The organism is Paenibacillus catalpae (genome assembly GCF_900112695.1).
GTDB classification, from domain to species: domain Bacteria; phylum Bacillota; class Bacilli; order Paenibacillales; family Paenibacillaceae; genus Pristimantibacillus; species Pristimantibacillus catalpae.
The window spans coordinates 573,961-592,129 of the sequence record NZ_FOMT01000001.1; the positions used below are offsets into that span (position 1 = coordinate 573,961).

At 48.1% G+C, this 18,169-nt stretch carries 27 protein-coding genes and 1 tRNA gene; 9 read left to right on the forward strand and 19 right to left on the reverse strand.

Annotated elements, in window-relative coordinates:
- Positions 1–9: 9 nt before the first annotated feature.
- Positions 10–705 carry a uracil-DNA glycosylase gene (locus BM200_RS02210; RefSeq protein ID WP_091180834.1) on the forward strand — a complete coding sequence of 232 codons (696 nt, stop codon included), beginning with the start codon at positions 10–12 and terminating at the stop codon, positions 703–705.
- A gap of 61 nt (positions 706–766) precedes the next feature.
- Here BM200_RS02210 and BM200_RS02215 read toward each other — a convergent pair whose 3' ends face one another.
- From BM200_RS02215 to BM200_RS02260, 10 genes are all read right to left on the reverse strand, one after another.
- Positions 767–1,738 (reverse strand): protease complex subunit PrcB family protein, encoded by a 972-nt coding sequence (locus BM200_RS02215; protein ID WP_091180837.1) that lies wholly within the window; start codon positions 1,736–1,738, stop codon positions 767–769.
- A gap of 101 nt (positions 1,739–1,839) precedes the next feature.
- On the reverse strand, positions 1,840–2,655 hold the full coding sequence (locus tag BM200_RS02220) for an NAD-dependent epimerase/dehydratase family protein (RefSeq protein WP_091180840.1): 816 nt from the start codon (positions 2,653–2,655) through the stop codon (positions 1,840–1,842).
- A complete protein-coding gene (locus BM200_RS02225) occupies positions 2,652–3,140 on the reverse strand; it encodes an acyltransferase (protein ID WP_091180842.1) in 489 nt (162 codons plus the stop codon). The genes BM200_RS02220 and BM200_RS02225 overlap by 4 nt, the downstream gene beginning before the upstream one ends.
- Complete coding sequence (rfbC, locus tag BM200_RS02230; protein ID WP_091180845.1) at positions 3,124–3,672, reverse strand: dTDP-4-dehydrorhamnose 3,5-epimerase; 549 nt, start codon at positions 3,670–3,672, stop codon at positions 3,124–3,126. The genes BM200_RS02225 and rfbC overlap by 17 nt, the downstream gene beginning before the upstream one ends.
- A gap of 16 nt (positions 3,673–3,688) precedes the next feature.
- On the reverse strand, positions 3,689–4,921 hold the full coding sequence (locus tag BM200_RS02235) for a class I SAM-dependent methyltransferase (RefSeq protein ID WP_091180847.1): 1,233 nt from the start codon (positions 4,919–4,921) through the stop codon (positions 3,689–3,691).
- Positions 4,914–5,975, reverse strand: coding sequence for a CDP-glucose 4,6-dehydratase (rfbG, locus tag BM200_RS02240; RefSeq protein ID WP_217649550.1), 1,062 nt, complete (start codon positions 5,973–5,975; stop codon positions 4,914–4,916). The genes BM200_RS02235 and rfbG overlap by 8 nt, the downstream gene beginning before the upstream one ends.
- Entirely contained in the window at positions 5,972–6,742 is a 771-nt protein-coding gene (rfbF, locus tag BM200_RS02245) for a glucose-1-phosphate cytidylyltransferase (RefSeq protein WP_091180850.1), read from the reverse strand. Before rfbF ends, rfbG begins: the two co-directional genes overlap by 4 nt.
- A gap of 38 nt (positions 6,743–6,780) precedes the next feature.
- Positions 6,781–7,866, reverse strand: coding sequence for a glycosyltransferase family 2 protein (locus tag BM200_RS02250; RefSeq protein ID WP_175532708.1), 1,086 nt, complete (start codon positions 7,864–7,866; stop codon positions 6,781–6,783).
- A 103-nt stretch (positions 7,867–7,969) separates the two neighbouring features.
- Positions 7,970–8,905 carry a cation diffusion facilitator family transporter gene (locus tag BM200_RS02255; protein WP_245772860.1) on the reverse strand — a complete coding sequence of 312 codons (936 nt, stop codon included), beginning with the start codon at positions 8,903–8,905 and terminating at the stop codon, positions 7,970–7,972.
- A gap of 176 nt (positions 8,906–9,081) precedes the next feature.
- Complete coding sequence (locus tag BM200_RS02260; RefSeq protein WP_015845409.1) at positions 9,082–9,243, reverse strand: hypothetical protein; 162 nt, start codon at positions 9,241–9,243, stop codon at positions 9,082–9,084.
- A gap of 168 nt (positions 9,244–9,411) precedes the next feature.
- Between BM200_RS02260 and BM200_RS02265 the strand changes: the two genes are divergently transcribed.
- From BM200_RS02265 to BM200_RS02275, 3 genes are all read left to right on the forward strand, one after another.
- Positions 9,412–9,636, forward strand: coding sequence for a hypothetical protein (locus tag BM200_RS02265; RefSeq protein ID WP_091180856.1), 225 nt, complete (start codon positions 9,412–9,414; stop codon positions 9,634–9,636).
- Between the two features lie 170 nt (positions 9,637–9,806).
- On the forward strand, positions 9,807–10,016 hold the full coding sequence (locus BM200_RS02270; RefSeq protein ID WP_091180858.1) for a hypothetical protein: 210 nt from the start codon (positions 9,807–9,809) through the stop codon (positions 10,014–10,016).
- A 45-nt stretch (positions 10,017–10,061) separates the two neighbouring features.
- Positions 10,062–10,271, forward strand: a complete 210-nt coding sequence (locus BM200_RS02275) for a hypothetical protein (protein WP_091180861.1) — start codon at positions 10,062–10,064, stop codon at positions 10,269–10,271.
- Positions 10,272–10,323: 52 nt separating this feature from the next.
- Here the strand turns inward: BM200_RS02275 and BM200_RS02280 are convergent.
- Positions 10,324–10,399: transfer RNA gene (locus BM200_RS02280), tRNA-Val, on the reverse strand.
- A gap of 159 nt (positions 10,400–10,558) precedes the next feature.
- Between BM200_RS02280 and BM200_RS02285 the strand changes: the two genes are divergently transcribed.
- Positions 10,559–10,897 carry a cupin domain-containing protein gene (locus BM200_RS02285; protein WP_091180863.1) on the forward strand — a complete coding sequence of 113 codons (339 nt, stop codon included), beginning with the start codon at positions 10,559–10,561 and terminating at the stop codon, positions 10,895–10,897.
- Between the two features lie 47 nt (positions 10,898–10,944).
- On the opposite strand, the gene BM200_RS02290 is transcribed toward BM200_RS02285, so the two are convergent.
- The 5 genes from BM200_RS02290 to BM200_RS02310 form a co-directional block, all read right to left on the reverse strand.
- On the reverse strand, positions 10,945–11,682 hold the full coding sequence (locus BM200_RS02290) for an anti-sigma factor (protein WP_091180866.1): 738 nt from the start codon (positions 11,680–11,682) through the stop codon (positions 10,945–10,947).
- Positions 11,679–12,251, reverse strand: a complete 573-nt coding sequence (locus tag BM200_RS02295; protein WP_091180868.1) for an RNA polymerase sigma factor — start codon at positions 12,249–12,251, stop codon at positions 11,679–11,681. The genes BM200_RS02290 and BM200_RS02295 overlap by 4 nt, the downstream gene beginning before the upstream one ends.
- An 86-nt stretch (positions 12,252–12,337) precedes the next feature.
- The gene (locus BM200_RS02300; protein WP_091180871.1) at positions 12,338–13,006 is read right to left on the reverse strand and encodes a cupredoxin domain-containing protein; all 669 of its coding nucleotides are present in this window, start codon (positions 13,004–13,006) and stop codon (positions 12,338–12,340) included.
- A gap of 10 nt (positions 13,007–13,016) precedes the next feature.
- The gene (locus BM200_RS02305; RefSeq protein ID WP_091180874.1) at positions 13,017–14,276 is read right to left on the reverse strand and encodes a plastocyanin/azurin family copper-binding protein; all 1,260 of its coding nucleotides are present in this window, start codon (positions 14,274–14,276) and stop codon (positions 13,017–13,019) included.
- A 146-nt stretch (positions 14,277–14,422) separates the two neighbouring features.
- Positions 14,423–14,614 (reverse strand): DUF2524 domain-containing protein, encoded by a 192-nt coding sequence (locus tag BM200_RS02310; RefSeq protein WP_091180876.1) that lies wholly within the window; start codon positions 14,612–14,614, stop codon positions 14,423–14,425.
- A gap of 163 nt (positions 14,615–14,777) precedes the next feature.
- Here BM200_RS02310 and BM200_RS29865 point away from each other — a divergent pair, with 163 nt between their 5' ends.
- On the forward strand, positions 14,778–14,942 hold the full coding sequence (locus tag BM200_RS29865) for a hypothetical protein (protein WP_175532709.1): 165 nt from the start codon (positions 14,778–14,780) through the stop codon (positions 14,940–14,942).
- Positions 14,943–14,988: 46 nt separating this feature from the next.
- Here BM200_RS29865 and BM200_RS02315 read toward each other — a convergent pair whose 3' ends face one another.
- Entirely contained in the window at positions 14,989–15,222 is a 234-nt protein-coding gene (locus BM200_RS02315; RefSeq protein WP_091180878.1) for a DUF3892 domain-containing protein, read from the reverse strand.
- 138 nt (positions 15,223–15,360) lie between these two features.
- A complete protein-coding gene (locus BM200_RS02320) occupies positions 15,361–16,074 on the reverse strand; it encodes an MBL fold metallo-hydrolase (protein ID WP_091183431.1) in 714 nt (237 codons plus the stop codon).
- Between the two features lie 145 nt (positions 16,075–16,219).
- Between BM200_RS02320 and BM200_RS02325 the strand changes: the two genes are divergently transcribed.
- From BM200_RS02325 to BM200_RS02335, 3 genes are all read left to right on the forward strand, one after another.
- A complete protein-coding gene (locus BM200_RS02325; protein WP_091180880.1) occupies positions 16,220–16,432 on the forward strand; it encodes a hypothetical protein in 213 nt (70 codons plus the stop codon).
- Positions 16,433–16,589: 157 nt separating this feature from the next.
- Positions 16,590–17,159 (forward strand): stalk domain-containing protein, encoded by a 570-nt coding sequence (locus BM200_RS02330; RefSeq protein WP_091180882.1) that lies wholly within the window; start codon positions 16,590–16,592, stop codon positions 17,157–17,159.
- Between the two features lie 122 nt (positions 17,160–17,281).
- Positions 17,282–17,602: a DUF1292 domain-containing protein gene (locus BM200_RS02335; RefSeq protein ID WP_091180884.1), complete on the forward strand. Its 321-nt coding sequence runs from the start codon at positions 17,282–17,284 to the stop codon at positions 17,600–17,602.
- A 66-nt stretch (positions 17,603–17,668) separates the two neighbouring features.
- Here BM200_RS02335 and BM200_RS02340 read toward each other — a convergent pair whose 3' ends face one another.
- A complete protein-coding gene (locus BM200_RS02340; RefSeq protein ID WP_091180886.1) occupies positions 17,669–18,067 on the reverse strand; it encodes a DUF1885 family protein in 399 nt (132 codons plus the stop codon).
- Between the last annotated feature and the right edge of the window lie 102 nt (positions 18,068–18,169).

Sequence of the window (18,169 nt, forward strand, 5' to 3'; positions counted from 1 at the left end):
AGACGACAGATGGATTTTCAGCTGAATAATGACTGGGCAGAGCTGCTGCGTCCGGAGATGGACGAGCCCTATTTCAAACAGATGGCAGAGCAGCTTGGAGAGCTCTACGAGACCAAGACCGTGTATCCGAAGAGAGGCGATGTCTTTAACGCTCTTCACTATACGCCGTATGAGCAGACGAAAGTTGTGATCATTGGCCAGGATCCTTATCATGGTCCAAGGCAGGCGCATGGACTTAGCTTCTCCGTGCAGAAGGGAATCGCAATACCTCCTTCGCTTCGGAATATTTATAAGGAGCTGCAGGAGGATATCGGCTGTCCAATTCCGCAGCATGGTTCCTTGCTCTCCTGGGCGAAGCAGGGAGTGCTGCTGCTCAATACCGTTCTCACGGTGGAGGAGGGGCAGCCTAACTCGCATCAGAAGCTGGGCTGGGAACGGTTCACTAACCGGATTATCCAGGCACTAAATGAACGGGAGAAGCCGGTTGTCTTCATACTTTGGGGCAAACATGCCCAGGATAAAGCGGCCTTTATAGATACGGTTAAGCATCCGGTAATCACGTCTGCGCATCCAAGCCCGCTAGCAGCGCGGAAAGGATTTTTTGGCAGTCGTCCATTCTCGAGAGTGAATGAGTATTTGCGCACCATTGGCAGTTCTGAGATTGACTGGCGTCTGCCAGAGGAGCCAGAGCCAGAGGAAGAATAGCGCGTAAAAAAGCCTTCTGTGCCATTAATAAATGGCACGGAAGGCTTTTCATTTATTCCTATTAGCTTGCCAAAGCCGGGCTGCTAACTGCAGCGTCTCCAGATGCATGAGCTTCCGTGGAAGCCAGCACTGGTTTGTAAGCCGCATCCACATACGTAGTTGCGCTAACTTCTGTAATCACTTGCGGGTACATTTTGTCCGGATCCGGTTGAACCGTTTCTACCTTGATGATTGCTTGACCGTCAACGAAGGAGATAGACGCAACACGCAGGCCGTAACCTGGATGAGGTGCTTGACCGGTAACCGTTACTTTATTGATGTTTTTATCAACCGAAGTAACCGTCAGTTTAAGACCTTGAATCGGCTGTGGGGCCGGTTCTGCAGGAACTTCAGGAATGGTTGGCGTTTCTTTTACAAACTCAAGGCCGTCATACAGCCAGCCTGCTGCAACGCTGCGCGTAATTTTTTGTTTCGGATAGAAGTTGTTCTTCTTATCAAGCGTTGCGATTTTCGAGATAAGCAGCTTTTGGATGCTGTCCATGTAATCCTTATTAACATCTTTCTCGTCATTGATGGTCATGTACAGCTCGATGAAGGCGAAATCGCCTTGCTTCATGATTGATTTAAAGAGATGGTGAGCGAATTGCTCGCGAGTCATTTCATCATTGGCTTTAACATTCTTTGGTACTTCCAAGCCGTTTAGCTGCGCGATGATGAATGCGTCAGCATACCATGCATTGTCTTTCAGGTTCGGGTAGTAATCAGTAACTTTAGGCTCTTTGATGAAACGAATGTTGTCAATGTTCAGATCGAAGGCTTTAACGAGCATCGAAATGCCTGCAGCATAAGTCAGCTTGCCATTGGAATTGAATTTACCGCCTTTTTCGCCTTTGATGATCCCTTGCTTCTCCAGGGATTCAATTTTGCTTTTATTCGGATCTTTGCTTGTATCATTGAAGGCAAATACGGTTTGTCCCAAAGTGAAGACAAGCAGCATGGACACTGCCAGTAGTAGAACAGCTTTTATTTTCATGTTCGACTCTCCTCTTGTTTAATTTTTGCTATAGCAACTATAATAACGAAGCTAACAATTGTATTGTTGCACCAAATAGAGAAGAGTCATGCGAAAATTTATCAAGCCTTCGTCAATTGCTCAACGAATAGCTGCTGAATGGCGGGCAGGCATGGTGCGGGACGGAAACCGAATTCCTCCTGGATTCTCTTGATTGTAATGGGTTCGAAGGCGAAACGGGCAGCAGAAGGCGAGAGCGTAAGCTCAAATTCCCGGACTTCTGACCAGGCATCAAACAGCTGTTGATGGGTAAGGTTAACTCCGCTGGCTACGTTGTATATAAAATGCTTCCCTTTTATTGCAATTTGAATAAGCGCATCAATTACATCCTCTATTCGTATATAATCCTTCTCTGAATCCAGCGTTGACTCCAGCGTGACGGAACCGCGGCCAACGATATCCTTCATGACGGAATAGATAAAATTACTGGAGCGGAAGTCTTCGCCTACAATGTTGGATAACCGGGCGACACGGACATTAGCGCGGCCAGAGCATAGGCATACGGATTCTCCCAACAGCTTGGATAAGGCGTAAATATCATCGCGCTGATTCGGATTAACCGTCAGAGGAGCGTCCTCGCTTGTTGATGCCGCGCCAAGATAGAGCTTTGTTGTAGACAGATAGAGCAGGGAATCGAATTCGGCGGAGCGAAGCAGCTTGCTTATATAGCCGGAATGTGCCTCCACGACATCATAGGGACGGGAGCGGAAATCCGCTGTAATCCCGGCGCAATAGAAGAGATGGCCTAGAGGCCGGGAGTATACTAATGGATCCTTTTTCTCCGGGCAAAAAACATCAAAGCCAAGCATTCGCAGCTTGGCCGTGAGATGAGAACCTACAAATCCGCTGGCACCAATTACCGTTGCCGTCCTCGTCATAACCGGGCTCCCTTAAGCTGAAGCGGGTTGCCCGCATACACGCTGTATGCCCCGAGCGTTCCGCGTACAAGGGAATTGGCTCCGATAACAGCCCCTTTCCGAATATAAGTTCCATCCAGAATGACGCAGTTCGCTCCAATCCATACATCATCCTCAATCGTAATGCCGCCTTTGCTGCGCAAGAAGCCCTGCTCCCGGATCAACAGGTTCCGATTCTCATAAGCATGATTGACTGGGGCAAACGTACAATTCGCTGCAATAAGAACGTTATCGCCTATTCGGACACCGTTACCCGAATAGATAACCGTCCCCGAGTTGACAGAAACATGCTGACCCAGCTCAATATCACCTGTTCCTCCGGCAAACTTTACTTTCACAAAAGCATCAATCATCGAATGTTCGCCAATCGTTAGCTTGCTGCCGCGGCTGGAGGTCTCCAGATCACTGAGCGGAGAGACAGCAGCCGTATCAGAGATGAAGTGCATATTCATCCCTCCATGGCGCAAGATGGGCGTCCCGTTCGCTTATGACGGGATCCTGGTATATCCATTTAATATGGAAAGCCGGATCATCATAACGGGCACCGTTTTGCACAGCGGGATCATAAATGCCGGACATATGATAATACAGAGTGGAATGAGGTTCCAGCGTCTGAAATCCATGGGCATATCCCGGAGGAATATAGAGCATATGATGGTTTTCTCCACTAAGCCGAAAGGCTTCCCATTGCTTATAGGTTTTGGAGCCTTTCCGGATATCAACAACGACATCGTATACACTGCCTTGAATGCATTGAATCATCTTGGATTCAGCAAACGGCAGGTTCTGGAAATGCATGCCGCGGATTGTTCCTTTATGGATATTGCTCGAAATACTCCACTGCTGGAAGTTCTCCTCGAGCCCGCGCTCTTTGAATTGATCACGGCAAAAGGCACGGGCAAAAAAACCGCGGTTATCGGTTAGTTGCTCCGGTTCGATTAAAAAAACGCCCTCAAGCGATGTCGTGTGAAACAGCATGCGGCTTCATCCTTCCTCAATAAATTTCGAGCTTCGGAATCCAAACGACCAGCTTGGCACCCCACTCGCGCGTATACTGGAGCTCCTGCTCAATCTCTTCTCTTAAATTCCATGGCAAGATGACAATATAGTCGGGCTTTGTCTCTTGAATTCTGGAAGGAGCATAAATCGGAATCCGGCTGCCGGGCATATATAAGCCTTGCTTGTAAGGATTTTTGTCCACCGTGTAATCGATATAATCGGTGCCTACGCCCAAGTAGTTGAGCAGCGTATTACCTTTAGCCGGTGCACCATAAGCCACAACTTGTTTGTTCTCGCCAGAAGCTTGGAACAGGAAGCGGTACACCTGTTCCTTAACAGCCTTCACCTGCGCAGGGAAGCGGAAGTATGTCGTTATATCCCGGAGGCCGTAAACGGTCTCCTCCTGAATAATCTTTTCTACATGAGGAGATGCCGCCAGCCCATCATGCTCGGCATGCTTCACGAAGACACGCAGCGAACCGCCGTGTGTCGGCCATTCTTCGACGTCATAGACGGTTAAGCGATGCCTGGCAAACAGATGAGAGACGCTCAGCAGAGACAAATAAGAGAAATGCTCATGGTAGATCGTATCGAACTGATTTTCCTTCATTAACCGCAGTAAATGCGGGAATTCCAGTGTAATGGTGCCGGCGGGGGATAGCAGCTCCTTAAGCCCGGCGACGAAATCCTGCAGCTCCGGCACATGGGCTAGAACATTGTTGCCGATAATCAGATCTGCTGTACCGCGTTCCGAGACCAGCTTCCTGGCGAATGCCCATGTGAAAAATTCGGATACCGTTGGAATCCCCCTTGCTTGCGCCTGTTTCGCTACGTTTCTCGCAGGCTCAATGCCTAGAACCGGAATGTCTTGGGGGGTGAAATATTGCAATAAATAACCGTCATTGCTGGCAATCTCTACGACGGAAGAAGAATTGCCAAGCGAAAGGCGGGGAATAATGGTGTCCACATATTTCTTGGCATGAGCGAGCCAGCTGGAGGAATACGAGCTGAAATAAGCATATTCTTCAAAGATGCTTTGAGGCGTTTCGAACTGCTCCAGCTGCACGAGTAAACATTGCTCGCATACAAAAACGCGGAGCGGGTAATTGGCGGTGCCTTGGTTCAACTGCTCCGGCCGAAGGAAGTTATTGGAGAGAGGAGAGGTGCGAAGATCCACGAACAAATGTTGCAGAGGGTTGCGGCAGGAGCGGCATATGGCATTAGCCAAGGCGATTCACCTCCAATTGCTCATATTGTTTAATTTGCCCTAGTGTAAAAGCTTGCATATCCTCGCCGTCGTAATAGGACCGGTACCAATCTCTTGTCCATGACAGGGTATCGTCAAAGGTTAGCCTGGAGCCCCAGCCAAGCTGCAAACGGGCTTTATCAGAATGAAGCAGAAGGGTATGGGTCTCATGGGGCTGCGCATTGTTGTCATAGGCAAACAGAGGGATATCGCCCCATTGCCGGATGAGCCGGGATGCCAACTCGCCGACGGTAATACCCTGATCGATGGTCTGCCCGAAATTCCAGGCGCCGCTGAATTGCTCCTCCTCCCACAGCTTCTCTGCAAGAAGGAGATAACCGTAAAGCGGCTCCAGCACATGCTGCCAAGGACGGACAGCATTCGGATTTCGCAGAACCGGCTGCTTGCCGGAGGTGATGCTCCGAATAAGATCCGGCACTATTCGATCCGTGGACCAATCGCCGCCGCCAATCACATTGCCTGCCCGGGCGGTTGCAATCCGTTTGCCCAGCGGCGCGAGAAAAGCATCCCGGTAACTTGCCGTAATGATCTCCGAGCAGGCTTTGCTGGCACTGTAGGCATCATGCCCACCTAAAGGGTCATCCTCTGCGTAGCCTTTCGCCGATTCCTTATTCTCATAGACCTTATCGGTCGTTATGTTGATGATGACCTTCGTAGCCGGTGAATTCCGCACACCTTCCAGAAGGGCTGCCGTTCCGAACGCATTGGTGAGGTAAGTGCCAAGCGGGTCGCGGTAGCTGTCACGGACAAGCGCTTGCGCCGCAAGGTGGAAGACGACATCAGGCTGATGGACGGACAAGGCTTCCGAAATCGCCGCCGGATGGGTGATATCACCGGACAAGGAGGTCATATCAAGGGACAGGCATTCCGCCAGATTTGGCGTTGTGGGAGCGGGGAGGGAATATCCGACCACCTTTGCTCCGCGATGCATCAATACCGCGCATAACCAGCTCCCCTTAAAGCCGGTATGACCGGTAACAAGCACCTTTTTTTCCGACCAGAACCGATCCATCATTTCCACACCTTCCAAGGTGCATTTCCTTTGTTCCACAGCTCGTTCAGCTCGTTTTTGTCCCGGAGCGTATCCATCGAATGCCAGAACCCGTGATGCTGGTAAACGGATAATTCCCCGAATGATGCAAGAGACTCCAAAGGGCCATGCTCCCATATCGTTTCATCACTGCGGATTAAGTCGATGGCCTTGGGCTCCAGAACGAAGAAACCGCCGTTAATCCAATGCTTGTCGTTATGAGGTTTTTCCTTGAAGGACACGGCCTGTTGCTTTTCAATTTCCAGAATGCCGTAACGCATGCCGGGGTTCACGGCGGTCACGGTTGCCAGTTTGCCATTGGCGCGATGAAGGTCAAGAAGCTCGGCAATTTGTATATCACCTACTCCGTCACCGTAGGTGAAGCAGAAGGTTTCCTCTCCGATATAAGGAGCGAGCCGTTTCAGCCGCCCGCCCGTCATGACATGATCGCCGGTATCCACAACGGTTATTTTCCAAGGCTCGGCTTTCGAATTCATCAGGGTGACCCGGTTGTCAGACAGGTCAAAGTGAACATCGGACTGATGAAGGTAATAGTTCATGAAATATTCTTTAATGACATACGATTTGTAGCCCGCTGCGATGATAAAATCGTGGATTCCGTAATGCGAATAAATCTTCATGATATGCCACAAAATCGGCTTGCCGCCAATTTCGACCATTGGCTTAGGCCGTGAGATCGTCTCTTCCGACAAGCGGCTTCCGAGTCCGCCGGCGAGGATAACAGCTTTCACACAGGCAACCTCCCTATGCAGGAATGGTACAGCTTCGATTAGGTAATGAGATGCCCGGAAGGCAGCAAAAAATGGGTTAAAGCATTGCCGGAGCGGACAAATTCGGAATAACCATGCTCGAATAAAATAAAATCGAATTGCTCGCCTGCGAGCAGCTGCTCCATATCGGTCATTGTTTCGTAATAGAAAGTCCGGTCAGATATGGTCCGCAGGTCAACCATGTATTTCTCCTGGTTAGATAGACTGGTTAGCTGAACCTCCCGGGCTCCGTGTTGTCTGAAGAAGGTTTTGAAGGCTAGAGGGGTTGCGCCTATACAGCAATTAATGGCGAGCAGGGAGACCGATTCCTTTGGCGTCCAGCGGCTCTTCAACGCGTCAACAAGCTGCATATTCGGCAGCCCTTCCGCCCATGAATCGATGCCATATTTCTCGTAGAAAATTTGTCTGCTGACCTGCAGAGAGTTGTTCTGCTGTTGATTAATGCCGGTCGTAACCGAGCCATGATGAAAGATAAAGGTATCACCGGCATAAATGAGCTTATAACCGGCTCTCCGGTAACGGTAGCTGATATCGTCGTCTCCAAACTCACCGTAGTAGAAGCGGGAATCATAGCCTCCGATTTCACGCAGCCTTTGGGTCAGAGAGAAGAGGATGACCGGCATTAGCCGGATGCGTTCCTCCCATTTGCCCGGATCCGAGATATTGTACGCCCTGGCTTGCTGCTGCATCTCCTCAAGCGTCTGAAAGGGGAGGTTAATCTGCTGAAAGTTGCTGACATAATTGGCTCCGGGCGAGACAAATCCGATTCTTGGATCTGATTCGATGCAAGTGACGAGGTTTGGCAGCCAGTCCGCGGTCAAAATCATATCATTGCTGATCAAGGCGATGTATTTGCCCTGCGCCGCATCCATTCCGACATTAAATCCGTTAACCGGACCGATGTTTTGGGAAAGATGAACGGCTCTGGCGTCAGGGATGGAATCAAAGTAAGCCTGCGTGCCGTCAGAAGAGCCATTGTTGACGAGAATCAGCTCATTGCCTTCTAACGGCGTATGTAAGAGAAGGCTGTCTATACAACGTTTCGTTATCTCTACATGGTTGTAAGCAAGAATAACAATACTCACAAGTGGCTGGCCAGACAGAAGGATCACCTCACTTACTTATGCTGATTGTTAAATTCTATTTTTTGGAATCAAAAAAAGACCTTTGCAGGTCTTTAGAAGAAGATTACTCCAGGTCATCATCTTTATACCAAGGATTTAAATGAATAAGAACTTCTTCCACATCGGTGTGATGCTCGAGAATAATCCGTTTAATTTTGCGGGATACATCATGTCCTTCCTGGATGGTAAGCTCACCGGGAATGCCAACTCGGACGTCAACGATGACATATTGGCCAAATTCTCTGGCGCGGATCCGGTCAATCCGTTTCACTTCCGGAACGGAAAAGACAAGGCGCTCGTAATTCTGCAGTTTCTCCGGGGAAACGGCTTTTTCCATTAAAACATCTACAGCTTCTTTCCCCATATCATAAGCCAGCTTTAGTACAAAATAAGCAACTACAATTCCGGCAGCCGCATCTCCGTAGCTCAGGAAGGAAATATCATTTCTCTCTCCGATAATCGCGGCACCGATACCGATGACCGCGGCAATGGACGCATAGACGTCCGCCAAATGATCGTATGCGGTGGCCTCCAGGCTCTTGCTGGTTGTTTCCTTGCTTATGCGCATGCAATAAATATACAGCCACAGCTTCCAGAACAAGGAGACAGCGGCGGCTGCAAAGGCGACCATGCTGGCTTCACCGGCCGGGTGGAAGAAGGATTCAAAGGAATGATAAGCAATAAATAACGCTGCTATCACCATAATAATGGCGACCATAGCAGAGCCAATCAACTCGCTTTTGCCATGACCATACGGATGGTCCTCATCCGCAGGCTTCTGCGCAACCTTTGCAGCACCTAATGCCGCCATTGTCGCTATAACATCACCGGCATTATGTACACCATCCGCGATTAATACCTGGCTTTTGAACATGAGACCTACAATTAATTTAATGCCCGTAAGAATCAGATTGCTGATTAAGCTGATCCAAATGGCAAAGACATTCGAAGAAGTCTTAGCATCCGAAATGTTAGCATCCGTCACTTTAGAATCGCCCACCCTACATTAATTTCCTAAACCACGTTAAAAAACAACGACCCTTATCATAAATGATGAAGGTCGTGTGGGTCTAGAGAAACAGTGTTGCAACGGGTCAATAATTTTAGGCGCAGTTAAAAATCACGATTGGAAAAAGGGAGGGGGCTTTAAGCTCCCTCCCTGCTTGTCCTGCAAAACTAGCGGTGTTCAATCAAATCGATGGCGCCAAGCACCATATGGGCCAGACCAAAGCCGAGAACACCGGTACCTACAAGCTTATATTTACTTTTTCTTAGCAGTGATGCACCAGAGGCCGACACAACAGTTCCAAGAACGGCAGGAATCAAACCTTCACGCATTCCAATCACTCCCTCGATGGTTTTGCAAGACAGTTTAGTTTGTACCATTCGAGGCAGAAAATACGCGGGCGACAGCCCTTTTCATAGATTTAGGCACCAATCGTACAAGCAACTCTTGTCCCATCACATACACTATGCCAATTTTATTAGTCGAGGTGGTGAGCTTACATGTCAGACAACAGCTGCGGAAATAAAACGTATGGCACCAAAAGTGTATTTACTCTTCTAAGTACGTTGCCCATAGGTACAGCGATTAACATACACGTCTCTGGTTCCATTCATGACGGGACTTGGGCGGGCTTCACGGACGGGATTGCAACCGTTACTTCTTCCTTTGACAACAAGACGGAATATATCCCGTTAAACCAAATTACGGCTGTTTATGTACTTTAATCTAGTGCCAATCCTAGGTTAAGAGTAGAGGAGATGACAACATGACTGACAAAAGACCTGCTATCTATGAGTATTTAGCCGGCTTGCCGGTTTATATTCCTCTGTCAAAGATTCGCTTTATTAAACGTTAATGGGCTGACTATCCCAAGATAAACAAGGTGGTGACAGATATGATAGGAAAAAGCTGTGGCGTGAAGAGCGTTTACGCGATATTAAGTACTCTTCCGATTGGTCAAAATATTACGGTAGCCCTTGACTATACTTCCCTGGAAGGAACTTGGGCAGGGTTTGAAGGTGATCTTGCCACGATAATTTCACCGGTTGATCAGGATACCATGTATATTCCTCTAAACAATATCAGGGGGATTACGGTTCATTGAGCCAATCGATAGAGATATCATCTCAATTGAAGGGAGATGGGGAATTTGAAGCAGAGGGTAGCCACTTTGTACGAGATTTTGGAATCACTGCCGATTGGCGTTCAGATCACAGAAGTCAATGCAGTGACCATCGTTTTGTCTGATGCGACATGGGCCGGTTTTTTTGACGGCAATGCCAAATTTATAAGTCCGAACGGCGCAGTCTATATCCCGGTATCCAAGATTCAATATATTAACGTTAAGCGTCTGTTATAAAAATAGATACAAAAAAAGCCTTAATTGCTCAAGGCTTTCGACGTTTAAGTTATGGTGATCTGTAGTGGGCTCGAACCACTGACCCCTACCCTGTCAAGATAGTGCTCTCCCAGCTGAGCTAACAGATCATGTGAGTGATGAATATTAATATATCAGCATCCAAATTGAATGTCAACATCAATAGAGCAACTTTTTTGCCACAGTTTGCCTTTAATTCCGCAAGCCGATCTGATACGATATTGATCATTAATCAGGCATATTATCGACGACAGCAAGGAGCAGGCAAAATGAAAATGAGCAAAAGTAATGCGGAGCACTACATATGGGGAGATCAATGTGATGGATGGCATTTGCTGAAGCGGCAGGATTTGAGCATTATTCATGAGAAAATGCCGCCGCATACAGCCGAAGCAAGACATTACCATGAACAGTCCCAGCAGTTTTTCTTTGTGCTTGAAGGGACGGCTGCCATCGAGATTGCAGGAGAGACCTTTGAGCTGGAGGTACATGAAGGGATTCATGTACCTCCGCATACGCCGCATCAAATGTTCAATAAATCAAGCAGCGATATTCAGTTCCTCGTTATTTCGGAGCCAACAACCAGGGGAGACAGATCCCCTGCATAACAAAACCGCCATTCGTGCTCAACTGTATGGATGGCGGTTTTGCGCATTCAGGAGAGGGAGCTGTAAACTCTTGTTCCCCGTGGCTCGTCGCCATGTTCATCGGGCTCGAGAGTTATTCCAATGGAATCAAAAGCAAGAGTATCGCCCGAAATTGGCATAGCCAATACTCCGATTCCTTTCTCATCCACGCGGAACGTCCCGGCACTGCTTTTCTGGTCGGAATGGTTCAGCCATACCTGGTAGACCGAATCGCCTGTGGAAGCGGGTGCACCAAATACATACACAACAAACTGTTTATTGTTTCCGTTATCGACGATGCAGGCGACGGCATAGGAGGAGGCAACGTCTTCTGACACGGGCTTTAAGGAAATGAGTTCATTAATTTGGGATGCCGATACGGACAAAGCTTTTTCGATCGGGATTACCTCTGTGCTGCTGCGGCTGTTATAGAGATTGATATTCCATGCGGTACCCGCGATAAAGATGGCAAGTATGGCTGCGGCAGCCGCTCCCCATTTCAGCTTCCGGAAGGCATATTTGACCGCAGGAGGCTCAACCGCGGCAAGTGCGGCATCCATGACCTGCTGCTTCAGATCGCTTGGTGGATCAATCAGTTCCATGTCGGAAGGAAGGGAGTCCCACACCATCCGCAGCTCTTCCAATTCAGTCTGGCAAGCCGGGCAGCCTGGAAGATGCCGTTCAAAAGCTTTTTTCTCTTTATCGGAACAAACGCCGGATATATAGTCCAGAACATAATGGCACACCGTCACATTTTGCTGATTCATGATTGCTCTCCTTCGGCCACAAGATGCCTGCGTAATATTTTTAACGTCTGATGCAGACGATTCTTAACCGTTCCTATCGGCTGGTTATAAATAGCCGCAAGCTCGCTTATGCTGTAGCCCTGCCAATAGAAATGCTCAAGCAAATGAATCTGCTGGGCCGACAGGTTGCCGTAAGCACTTCTGATTTGGTCTTTCGTGGAGCTGTTGAGCAGCGCTGCTTCGGGTGTAGCAGTAACATGATCCGGAATCTGAGCCAGCTGCTCGGGCTCGACCTGGACGAGAGGAGCGGTGTCTCTTCGTCTTTTGCGAAGCCAGTCCGTTGTAATATTTCGAGTGATCGTCAGCAGCCAGCTCGAGTAGCGTCCTTGATCGGGATCGTAGACCGATTTGGTCGTCCATAATCGCATAAAGACGGCCTGTACGATTTCTCTGGCGACACTCTCATCCTTTAACGTTTTCCAGGCAAAGGAATAAACGAGAGAGGAGTACCGGTCATATAAAATCGAAAGCGCCTCGCTCTGCTTGCTGCGCACGAGCAGCATCAATTGATGATCCGTAAGCTCCCGCATACGATGATGACCTCCACGATAGAAATTATATACATCTATTCTACTAAAAACAGGGATAACCATATATGGTTATCCCTCGACTCCATTTATTCGTCAGAAACAATGATCGTTGCCTGCATCCCCGGATGCGGCATGCAGTGATAGGCAAACTCACCGGCATCGTCAAACGTTACGGTTTTGTCCTCATCCTGCGCCATCAAACCGGTGTCAAAGGAGCTGTCGTCTGCGGTTGCGCTATGTTTTATTTCATCTTTATTAATAAATTTGACGCGGTCGCCTGCCTTTATTTCCAGCTTGGCTGGGGAGAAGGCGAAATTCGTAATCTCAACGATGTATTCCTTTCTTCCTTCTTCGGCAGCCGGTGTCGTATTGTCAGGTGAGCTTTTTGGAGAATTCTCGCTGACCGCGGCTGGCGATCCTTTGGAATCATCATCGTCCGAGCGCCCGCCATGATGATCTTCATGGGATGGAGAAGGCGTAGCAGAAGGCTTTGGAGATGGTGTCGCCGAAGCTTGTGGTTTTGCTGAAGGTGTAGCATCCGGAGCTGCTGACGGCGTCTCCGCAGGCATCGCGGACTCATGCTGCATATGCTCTTCACTTGCCGTGGGAGTTGTAGGAGTCTGGCTTGGCGTAAGCGTCGCCGCTTCCTGGGATGGCAAGGCAGAGTTCGCTGAATTTCCACATGCTGCCAGAAGAAGTGCGAGTATAAGTCCGGACAACAGAGTAAGCAGGCTTTTATGCTGTTTCCGTTTCATCTGTCTTCCCTCATTTCACAATAATCTTACCTGTCATGAACGACTTATGCAGCTCGCAATAGTAACTGTAGGTTCCGGGCTTATCCAGCGTAATCGTAAACGATTCTCCGGTTTTGAGCAGAGGTACTTTAAAGCTGCCGTCAACGGAAACCGCGTTATGCTCCATCTCGTCATAGTTGGTAAAGGTAATTGTGGAGCCAGCTTCAACGCTTAAAGGGTCCGTCCCGAACGAAAACTGTTTGATGTCGATTTGATAGGATTTAGAATCGCCTGTCATTCCTTTGAACGTAGACGGATCAATAACGAACCAAGCCTGGAGGACGTTCTGGCCAAGTACATCACCCGGCTTCTTATCCTGGATAAAGGTGTATAGCGGATAGCCCTTGAACGTCCATTGCTTTGTTCCATCGGCCCGGGTCAAGGTTGAGAAATCCGCTTTGTTCAGGAAGGCCGGGATTTGCAGCTCATCAGACGTGAAAACGGGCCAGTTCACCAGGCACTGTCCTTGACAAGCGTTGATATTGTAAGCATCCTTCGTGAAATAGTATAAGGTCATGCCTTTGTCATCTGTCAGATAAGAGCCTAACGCTGCATGACTTTGCAATTGAATACGCTTGCCTTTAGGGAGTTCTCCTGATTGCGGAAGGACACCTTCCTGCTGGAGTTTTAAAAAAAACGAATCGCCTTGTGGTGTTTGAACAGCCAATGATTCCATGAGTGCTGTTGCCAAATGAGCGTTGGTCAATCGGGTGACTGCTGCAATGGAAGCCATTCCTTTGGAAGAAGCAAAGCTCAAAGTACCGGAGTAAGTAAACTCGGATCCGGAATGGTAGCCGATATTTTCGAGCAATACTTTGTAAAGCTGTTGAGGGGTGATTGGATCGTTAGGATGGAAGGTGCCGTCCGGATTGCCGGACCAGCCTAATTCAGGGTGCTGCATCAAATAAGCAAGAATAGGTTCATTTGATTTACCGGCTTTGTTTGCGTCTTTAAAATGATGAGCGGAAGTAAAAGCCATCGCTTCCTTCAAATGGCCGTTCAGGCGCAAAGATATGATGGCAGCCTGCATGCGTGTGGTTTGTTTGGACAGATACGCATCATTTACGCCGCTGCCATCTCCGAGGAGTAGTCCCAGCTTAGCGGCGGTATCCGCATCCGTTGTGATAGAAGCGGAAGGTTGGTCAGCAGCAGATGCTCCAATGACCGAAGATAATAAACCGGTTAAGAGTACGGCCATAAACACTAAAACGGTAAATCGTTTGGTTGTCATCAATTATCCTCCTTAAAGAATGATCGTCTTCTTATAGGAGGAAACGAAGGAAAAGAGAATGCGGTTTGATGGGAGTAGATTTTTTTTCTGCGGAATAGAAAAGGGGAGGTCCATGCGCTTAGGCATGGACCATTATTGTCTGACGATTAGTGATCACTGTGCGGAATATCGCATTTGTTTTGAATGAACCGGATCTGGTTCTCCAGCCGATTCATTTCTTCCTGCTGCTCGGCAGACGAAGCAGAACCGCTTCTTAGCGAGTCAAGCTGCGCGATCAAATCCGGCAAATCGGAAGAAGCATTTGCACAATCATAGTTACTGTTCAAATCGGTAGTCATGGAAGTCACTCTCCCCTTGCTGATGTAGGCACGATTGTCCGCTTTTTAGTATGAACAGAAACAGGAAATATGATTCGGATTTGTGACAAAATTAGCATATATCGTTCAAGCCGCACATACCTGTATAGAAAGCACTTGCAAAACGTATAGGAGGCGGTATCGTTTGGCAGAGGAATATGCCTATATGGCCGTTTGGCTTCTAGGCTTGTTTGGCATCGTGGGTACGGTAAGCGCTTATGTGGCAAGCTTTGTAATGAAGGATTCCTTAACTTATGATCAAACACATGTATGGCGTAGAAAACTGCCTCCTGAAGTAACAAAAAAATGAGAAAAAAAATCGGCTGTCCGCGAAAGCGGCAGCCGATTTTCTGGTTTTAGAACGTTGGCAGATTGTCGAGATTGTTGTCCTTGCGGCCATCTGCATTGGAGCGGAGATGCTCTTCATGATCACGGCCTTTAAAAACATTAAGTCCGGCAATTTCATTATTTTTAACCATCGTTTGTGCGGTCTTGTAATCGACAACCCGGCCTGATGTTAACTGCAGCTCGACAATATCGCCGTCTCCATTCTTCCGTACAGCAACGACTTCTTCATTTGTTTGATCCATATTTATCATCCTCCCATGACTAGTATGGATCAATTGGGTCCAATAAATGCACGAGTATGCTTCGCTTGCATAAGCTATACCAGAGCGGATGTCTGCAGCGTCGGTAGCGCGGTGGATATCTGCTTGTTATGAACTGCCTTAAATAGGATAAACGGAGAGTTGTTCCACAAACCGCATTTTACCGGTACGGCCGATGAACTCCTCCATATTATCGTTGTAATGCATCAGCCATACCTTCTCCTGAATGTCCTCCGGCAAGGTCAACAGCTCATCCAGACTGGCATGGACATAGCCCGGGGAGATCAGCTGGCAGTCATGGAATATCGTTGTCACGCCACCCGCGGCAAGTGTCTTGAGCAAGTCTCCGTCAAACTTCATATCGGCAGAATAGAAGAAGGTCTCATTAAAGAGGAAGGAATAGCTGAGCTTCCCGGCAATATGATCGGTCCGAATCAGCTTAACCTTAATTCCGGGATGGATCTCGAAAACTTCACCTTCCTTAATAGGCCGGACCTCGAAGAAATCGGTCAGAGCGGTAAGCGGCTCCTGTGTAAGGCCGCCCCGAAGCGTCTGCTCCCACAATGGTTCCACAAGCGTGTCGGCAATATAGAGGACAGGCTTCTTGCCATAGCGGAACATCATCTGAAACGCATATTCCTCCAGCCCTCCTACATGGTCAGCATGCATATGGCTGATCAGGACGGCGTCTAAATCATCAAACGAATAGCCGGCATCATGGAGCGACCGCGGCAATGTAATGCCGCAGTCAACTAGCAGTCTGAAGCCTTCAACTTCAATCAATGCATTATTGTTCGCATATTTTTTCGCAAAAGCACCGCCGGTGCCGAGCATTTGAATCTGCAAGCTTGAACGCCTCCCAATGATTGGTTTGTCTACACTTTATCAAATAACGGAAGGTATTGACAATCAACAGACGCACAATGACCTGTGCCTACATATAATGCCTAAAGCATAACGGCGGGAGGTCTGAGAAGCGATGAGTGCAGCAGCGGCAAAGGGCAAGGGCAAAGTCGTTAAGAAGAAGACGACAAGTGAAAGGAAGCAGTATCATTACAAGCTTGTATTGTCCAATACTTGCGCGGTATGTAAAACGCCGTGTGAACGGGGCATACGTTACTGGAAGAAAATGCAGGAGCCAGGAGCAGTAGGGAAGGGCGTTCCGTGTATCTTGACTCGCACCTACGGGTAATATCGAAACATTTCCCGGGCAAGCGCATAATTCAACAGCTTTTGACAGGTTTGGCCTCATGCTGTCGAGCTAAAAACTTTTATATTAGAGCGCAACTTTGGGTCATAAACCGAGTATAACCAAACATCCAGACAAAACGGATGGAGGGTTAACAGCAATGAAGTTCAGATTCAAGAAAATAGCCATTCTGCTCGCTATTTTGTCGGTATGCGGAGGTACACTCATCTTTGCCGATTCAGCTTCGCAGAAGGTGCGTGTTATTGTCAACGGCAGTGAGCTCGATGAAGGCGGCATTATTGTAGACGGTAAAACCTACTTGCCTCTTCGCCAGATGGTAAACAGCCTGAATGCGCTTGTTGACTGGGATAATCAGAACAAAAAAGCGACGATTAACAAGCCTAATGTTCACATGATTTTGTTCCAGGATAAAGTGATCTTTGGCAATGTGGACAAAGGGAACAAATACACGTTTAACGTCTTCTCCCAAATCGACAACCTGAAGACAGGTATCTCTGCTGTTAAAGTGTCGATTACGGATCCTTACGGCACCGAGAAAGTGATTCAGTCCCAGAATGTGAGCATTACGAAGGATAATTTCTGGTACCGGACGGAAGACATCAAATATAATTTCGAGTTTGCCGGCAAGTACGCGGTCCGGTTCTATTTGAAGACAACGCCTTCGGATGACTGGACGGTAGTCTCAGAGAAGCTCATCACTTCTCAATAAATGCTTGTAATCAAGACGCCTATGGCTGCAAACGCAGCAGCAGGGCGTCTTTTGTTTGACCCTCGATCCTTCACATGGTACGATACGTAAGTATGTATAAATAACTGAAATGGGGTAATTCCATGAGCGAGCATCAACATCAGCACGGCGAAGACTGCGGCTGCGGACAAGATCATGAACATGATGAGCATGTGTTCATCGTGACAGACGACGAAGGCCAAGAGCGTGAAATGGTCATGGTCTATACATTTGAATCGGAGAATAACGTATATGCTGTATTGCTGGATCGTAACGACCCAGAAGCAGACGGTGTTATCTTCCGTATCGAAGAAGAGAACGACGAGGCATTCCTCGTTGGAATCGAAGACGATGCAGAATGGGAACGCGTAACTGCGATCTATGAAGAAATCGCAAAAACAGAGAACGAGAGCAAAGAAGGTTAATGACCTAAAACACCCGTCTTATCCAAGTGGCTGCTGCAGCCCGGATAGACGGGTGTTTTTTGTTCATCATTTACGTGGATTATAATAGATCGTCCGGCCGTTAAACATCGTTAGTTCACCCATCAGCTGTTTGGCCAAAAATTTGCAAAGCTCGTTTGCCTTTGCCTTATCGCCGTGGGTTGAACCATCAGGCAGAACTACTTGAATCGTAGAAGGGCCTTCGGCTCCATTGCCGAAAATAATATATTTGTACTTCGGATTGGTTCCTTGTAAGTAAAACCAGCGGTCATCCTGCTTGGACTCGATGGTGTACGGAAAAGCTGCTCCCGCATAATCCCAGTCGAGCTGAGTTCCGGTTAAAGCGGTCTGTTCCCGGTAATGCAGAAGCTTATCCCTTAGCTGATCGAGCGGAAGTTCACTAACGGCAGATCCTTGAACAAGCTTGATAAATGCGCTTTGACTCATTCATCCCACCCCCATCCCATCATAGCATGCAGATTAGAGAGTTTACAATAAGTGGAATGATGCGAAAAAGCCAACAGCTTCGCTTTAAGCTCTGCTGTTGGC

What these genes read in the sequence shown, in the direction of transcription:
- BM200_RS02210 (WP_091180834.1), top strand. Translation starts at nt 10, where the DNA reads ATGGATTTTCAGCTGAATAATGACTGGGCAGAGCTGCTGCGTCCGGAG.
- BM200_RS02215 (WP_091180837.1), bottom strand. Translation starts at nt 1,738, where the DNA reads ATGAAAATAAAAGCTGTTCTACTACTGGCAGTGTCCATGCTGCTTGTC.
- BM200_RS02220 (WP_091180840.1), bottom strand. Translation starts at nt 2,655, where the DNA reads ATGACGAGGACGGCAACGGTAATTGGTGCCAGCGGATTTGTAGGTTCT.
- BM200_RS02225 (WP_091180842.1), bottom strand. Translation starts at nt 3,140, where the DNA reads ATGCACTTCATCTCTGATACGGCTGCTGTCTCTCCGCTCAGTGATCTG.
- rfbC (WP_091180845.1), bottom strand. Translation starts at nt 3,672, where the DNA reads ATGCTGTTTCACACGACATCGCTTGAGGGCGTTTTTTTAATCGAACCG.
- rfbG (WP_217649550.1), bottom strand. Translation starts at nt 5,975, where the DNA reads ATGATGGATCGGTTCTGGTCGGAAAAAAAGGTGCTTGTTACCGGTCAT.
- BM200_RS02260 (WP_015845409.1), bottom strand. Translation starts at nt 9,243, where the DNA reads ATGCGTGAAGGTTTGATTCCTGCCGTTCTTGGAACTGTTGTGTCGGCC.
- BM200_RS02265 (WP_091180856.1), top strand. Translation starts at nt 9,412, where the DNA reads ATGTCAGACAACAGCTGCGGAAATAAAACGTATGGCACCAAAAGTGTA.
- BM200_RS02270 (WP_091180858.1), top strand. Translation starts at nt 9,807, where the DNA reads ATGATAGGAAAAAGCTGTGGCGTGAAGAGCGTTTACGCGATATTAAGT.
- BM200_RS02285 (WP_091180863.1), top strand. Translation starts at nt 10,559, where the DNA reads ATGAAAATGAGCAAAAGTAATGCGGAGCACTACATATGGGGAGATCAA.
- BM200_RS02290 (WP_091180866.1), bottom strand. Translation starts at nt 11,682, where the DNA reads ATGAATCAGCAAAATGTGACGGTGTGCCATTATGTTCTGGACTATATA.
- BM200_RS02295 (WP_091180868.1), bottom strand. Translation starts at nt 12,251, where the DNA reads ATGCGGGAGCTTACGGATCATCAATTGATGCTGCTCGTGCGCAGCAAG.
- BM200_RS02300 (WP_091180871.1), bottom strand. Translation starts at nt 13,006, where the DNA reads ATGAAACGGAAACAGCATAAAAGCCTGCTTACTCTGTTGTCCGGACTT.
- BM200_RS02305 (WP_091180874.1), bottom strand. Translation starts at nt 14,276, where the DNA reads ATGACAACCAAACGATTTACCGTTTTAGTGTTTATGGCCGTACTCTTA.
- BM200_RS02310 (WP_091180876.1), bottom strand. Translation starts at nt 14,614, where the DNA reads ATGACTACCGATTTGAACAGTAACTATGATTGTGCAAATGCTTCTTCC.
- BM200_RS02315 (WP_091180878.1), bottom strand. Translation starts at nt 15,222, where the DNA reads ATGGATCAAACAAATGAAGAAGTCGTTGCTGTACGGAAGAATGGAGAC.
- BM200_RS02320 (WP_091183431.1), bottom strand. Translation starts at nt 16,074, where the DNA reads ATGCTCGGCACCGGCGGTGCTTTTGCGAAAAAATATGCGAACAATAAT.
- BM200_RS02325 (WP_091180880.1), top strand. Translation starts at nt 16,220, where the DNA reads ATGAGTGCAGCAGCGGCAAAGGGCAAGGGCAAAGTCGTTAAGAAGAAG.
- BM200_RS02330 (WP_091180882.1), top strand. Translation starts at nt 16,590, where the DNA reads ATGAAGTTCAGATTCAAGAAAATAGCCATTCTGCTCGCTATTTTGTCG.
- BM200_RS02335 (WP_091180884.1), top strand. Translation starts at nt 17,282, where the DNA reads ATGAGCGAGCATCAACATCAGCACGGCGAAGACTGCGGCTGCGGACAA.
- BM200_RS02340 (WP_091180886.1), bottom strand. Translation starts at nt 18,067, where the DNA reads ATGAGTCAAAGCGCATTTATCAAGCTTGTTCAAGGATCTGCCGTTAGT.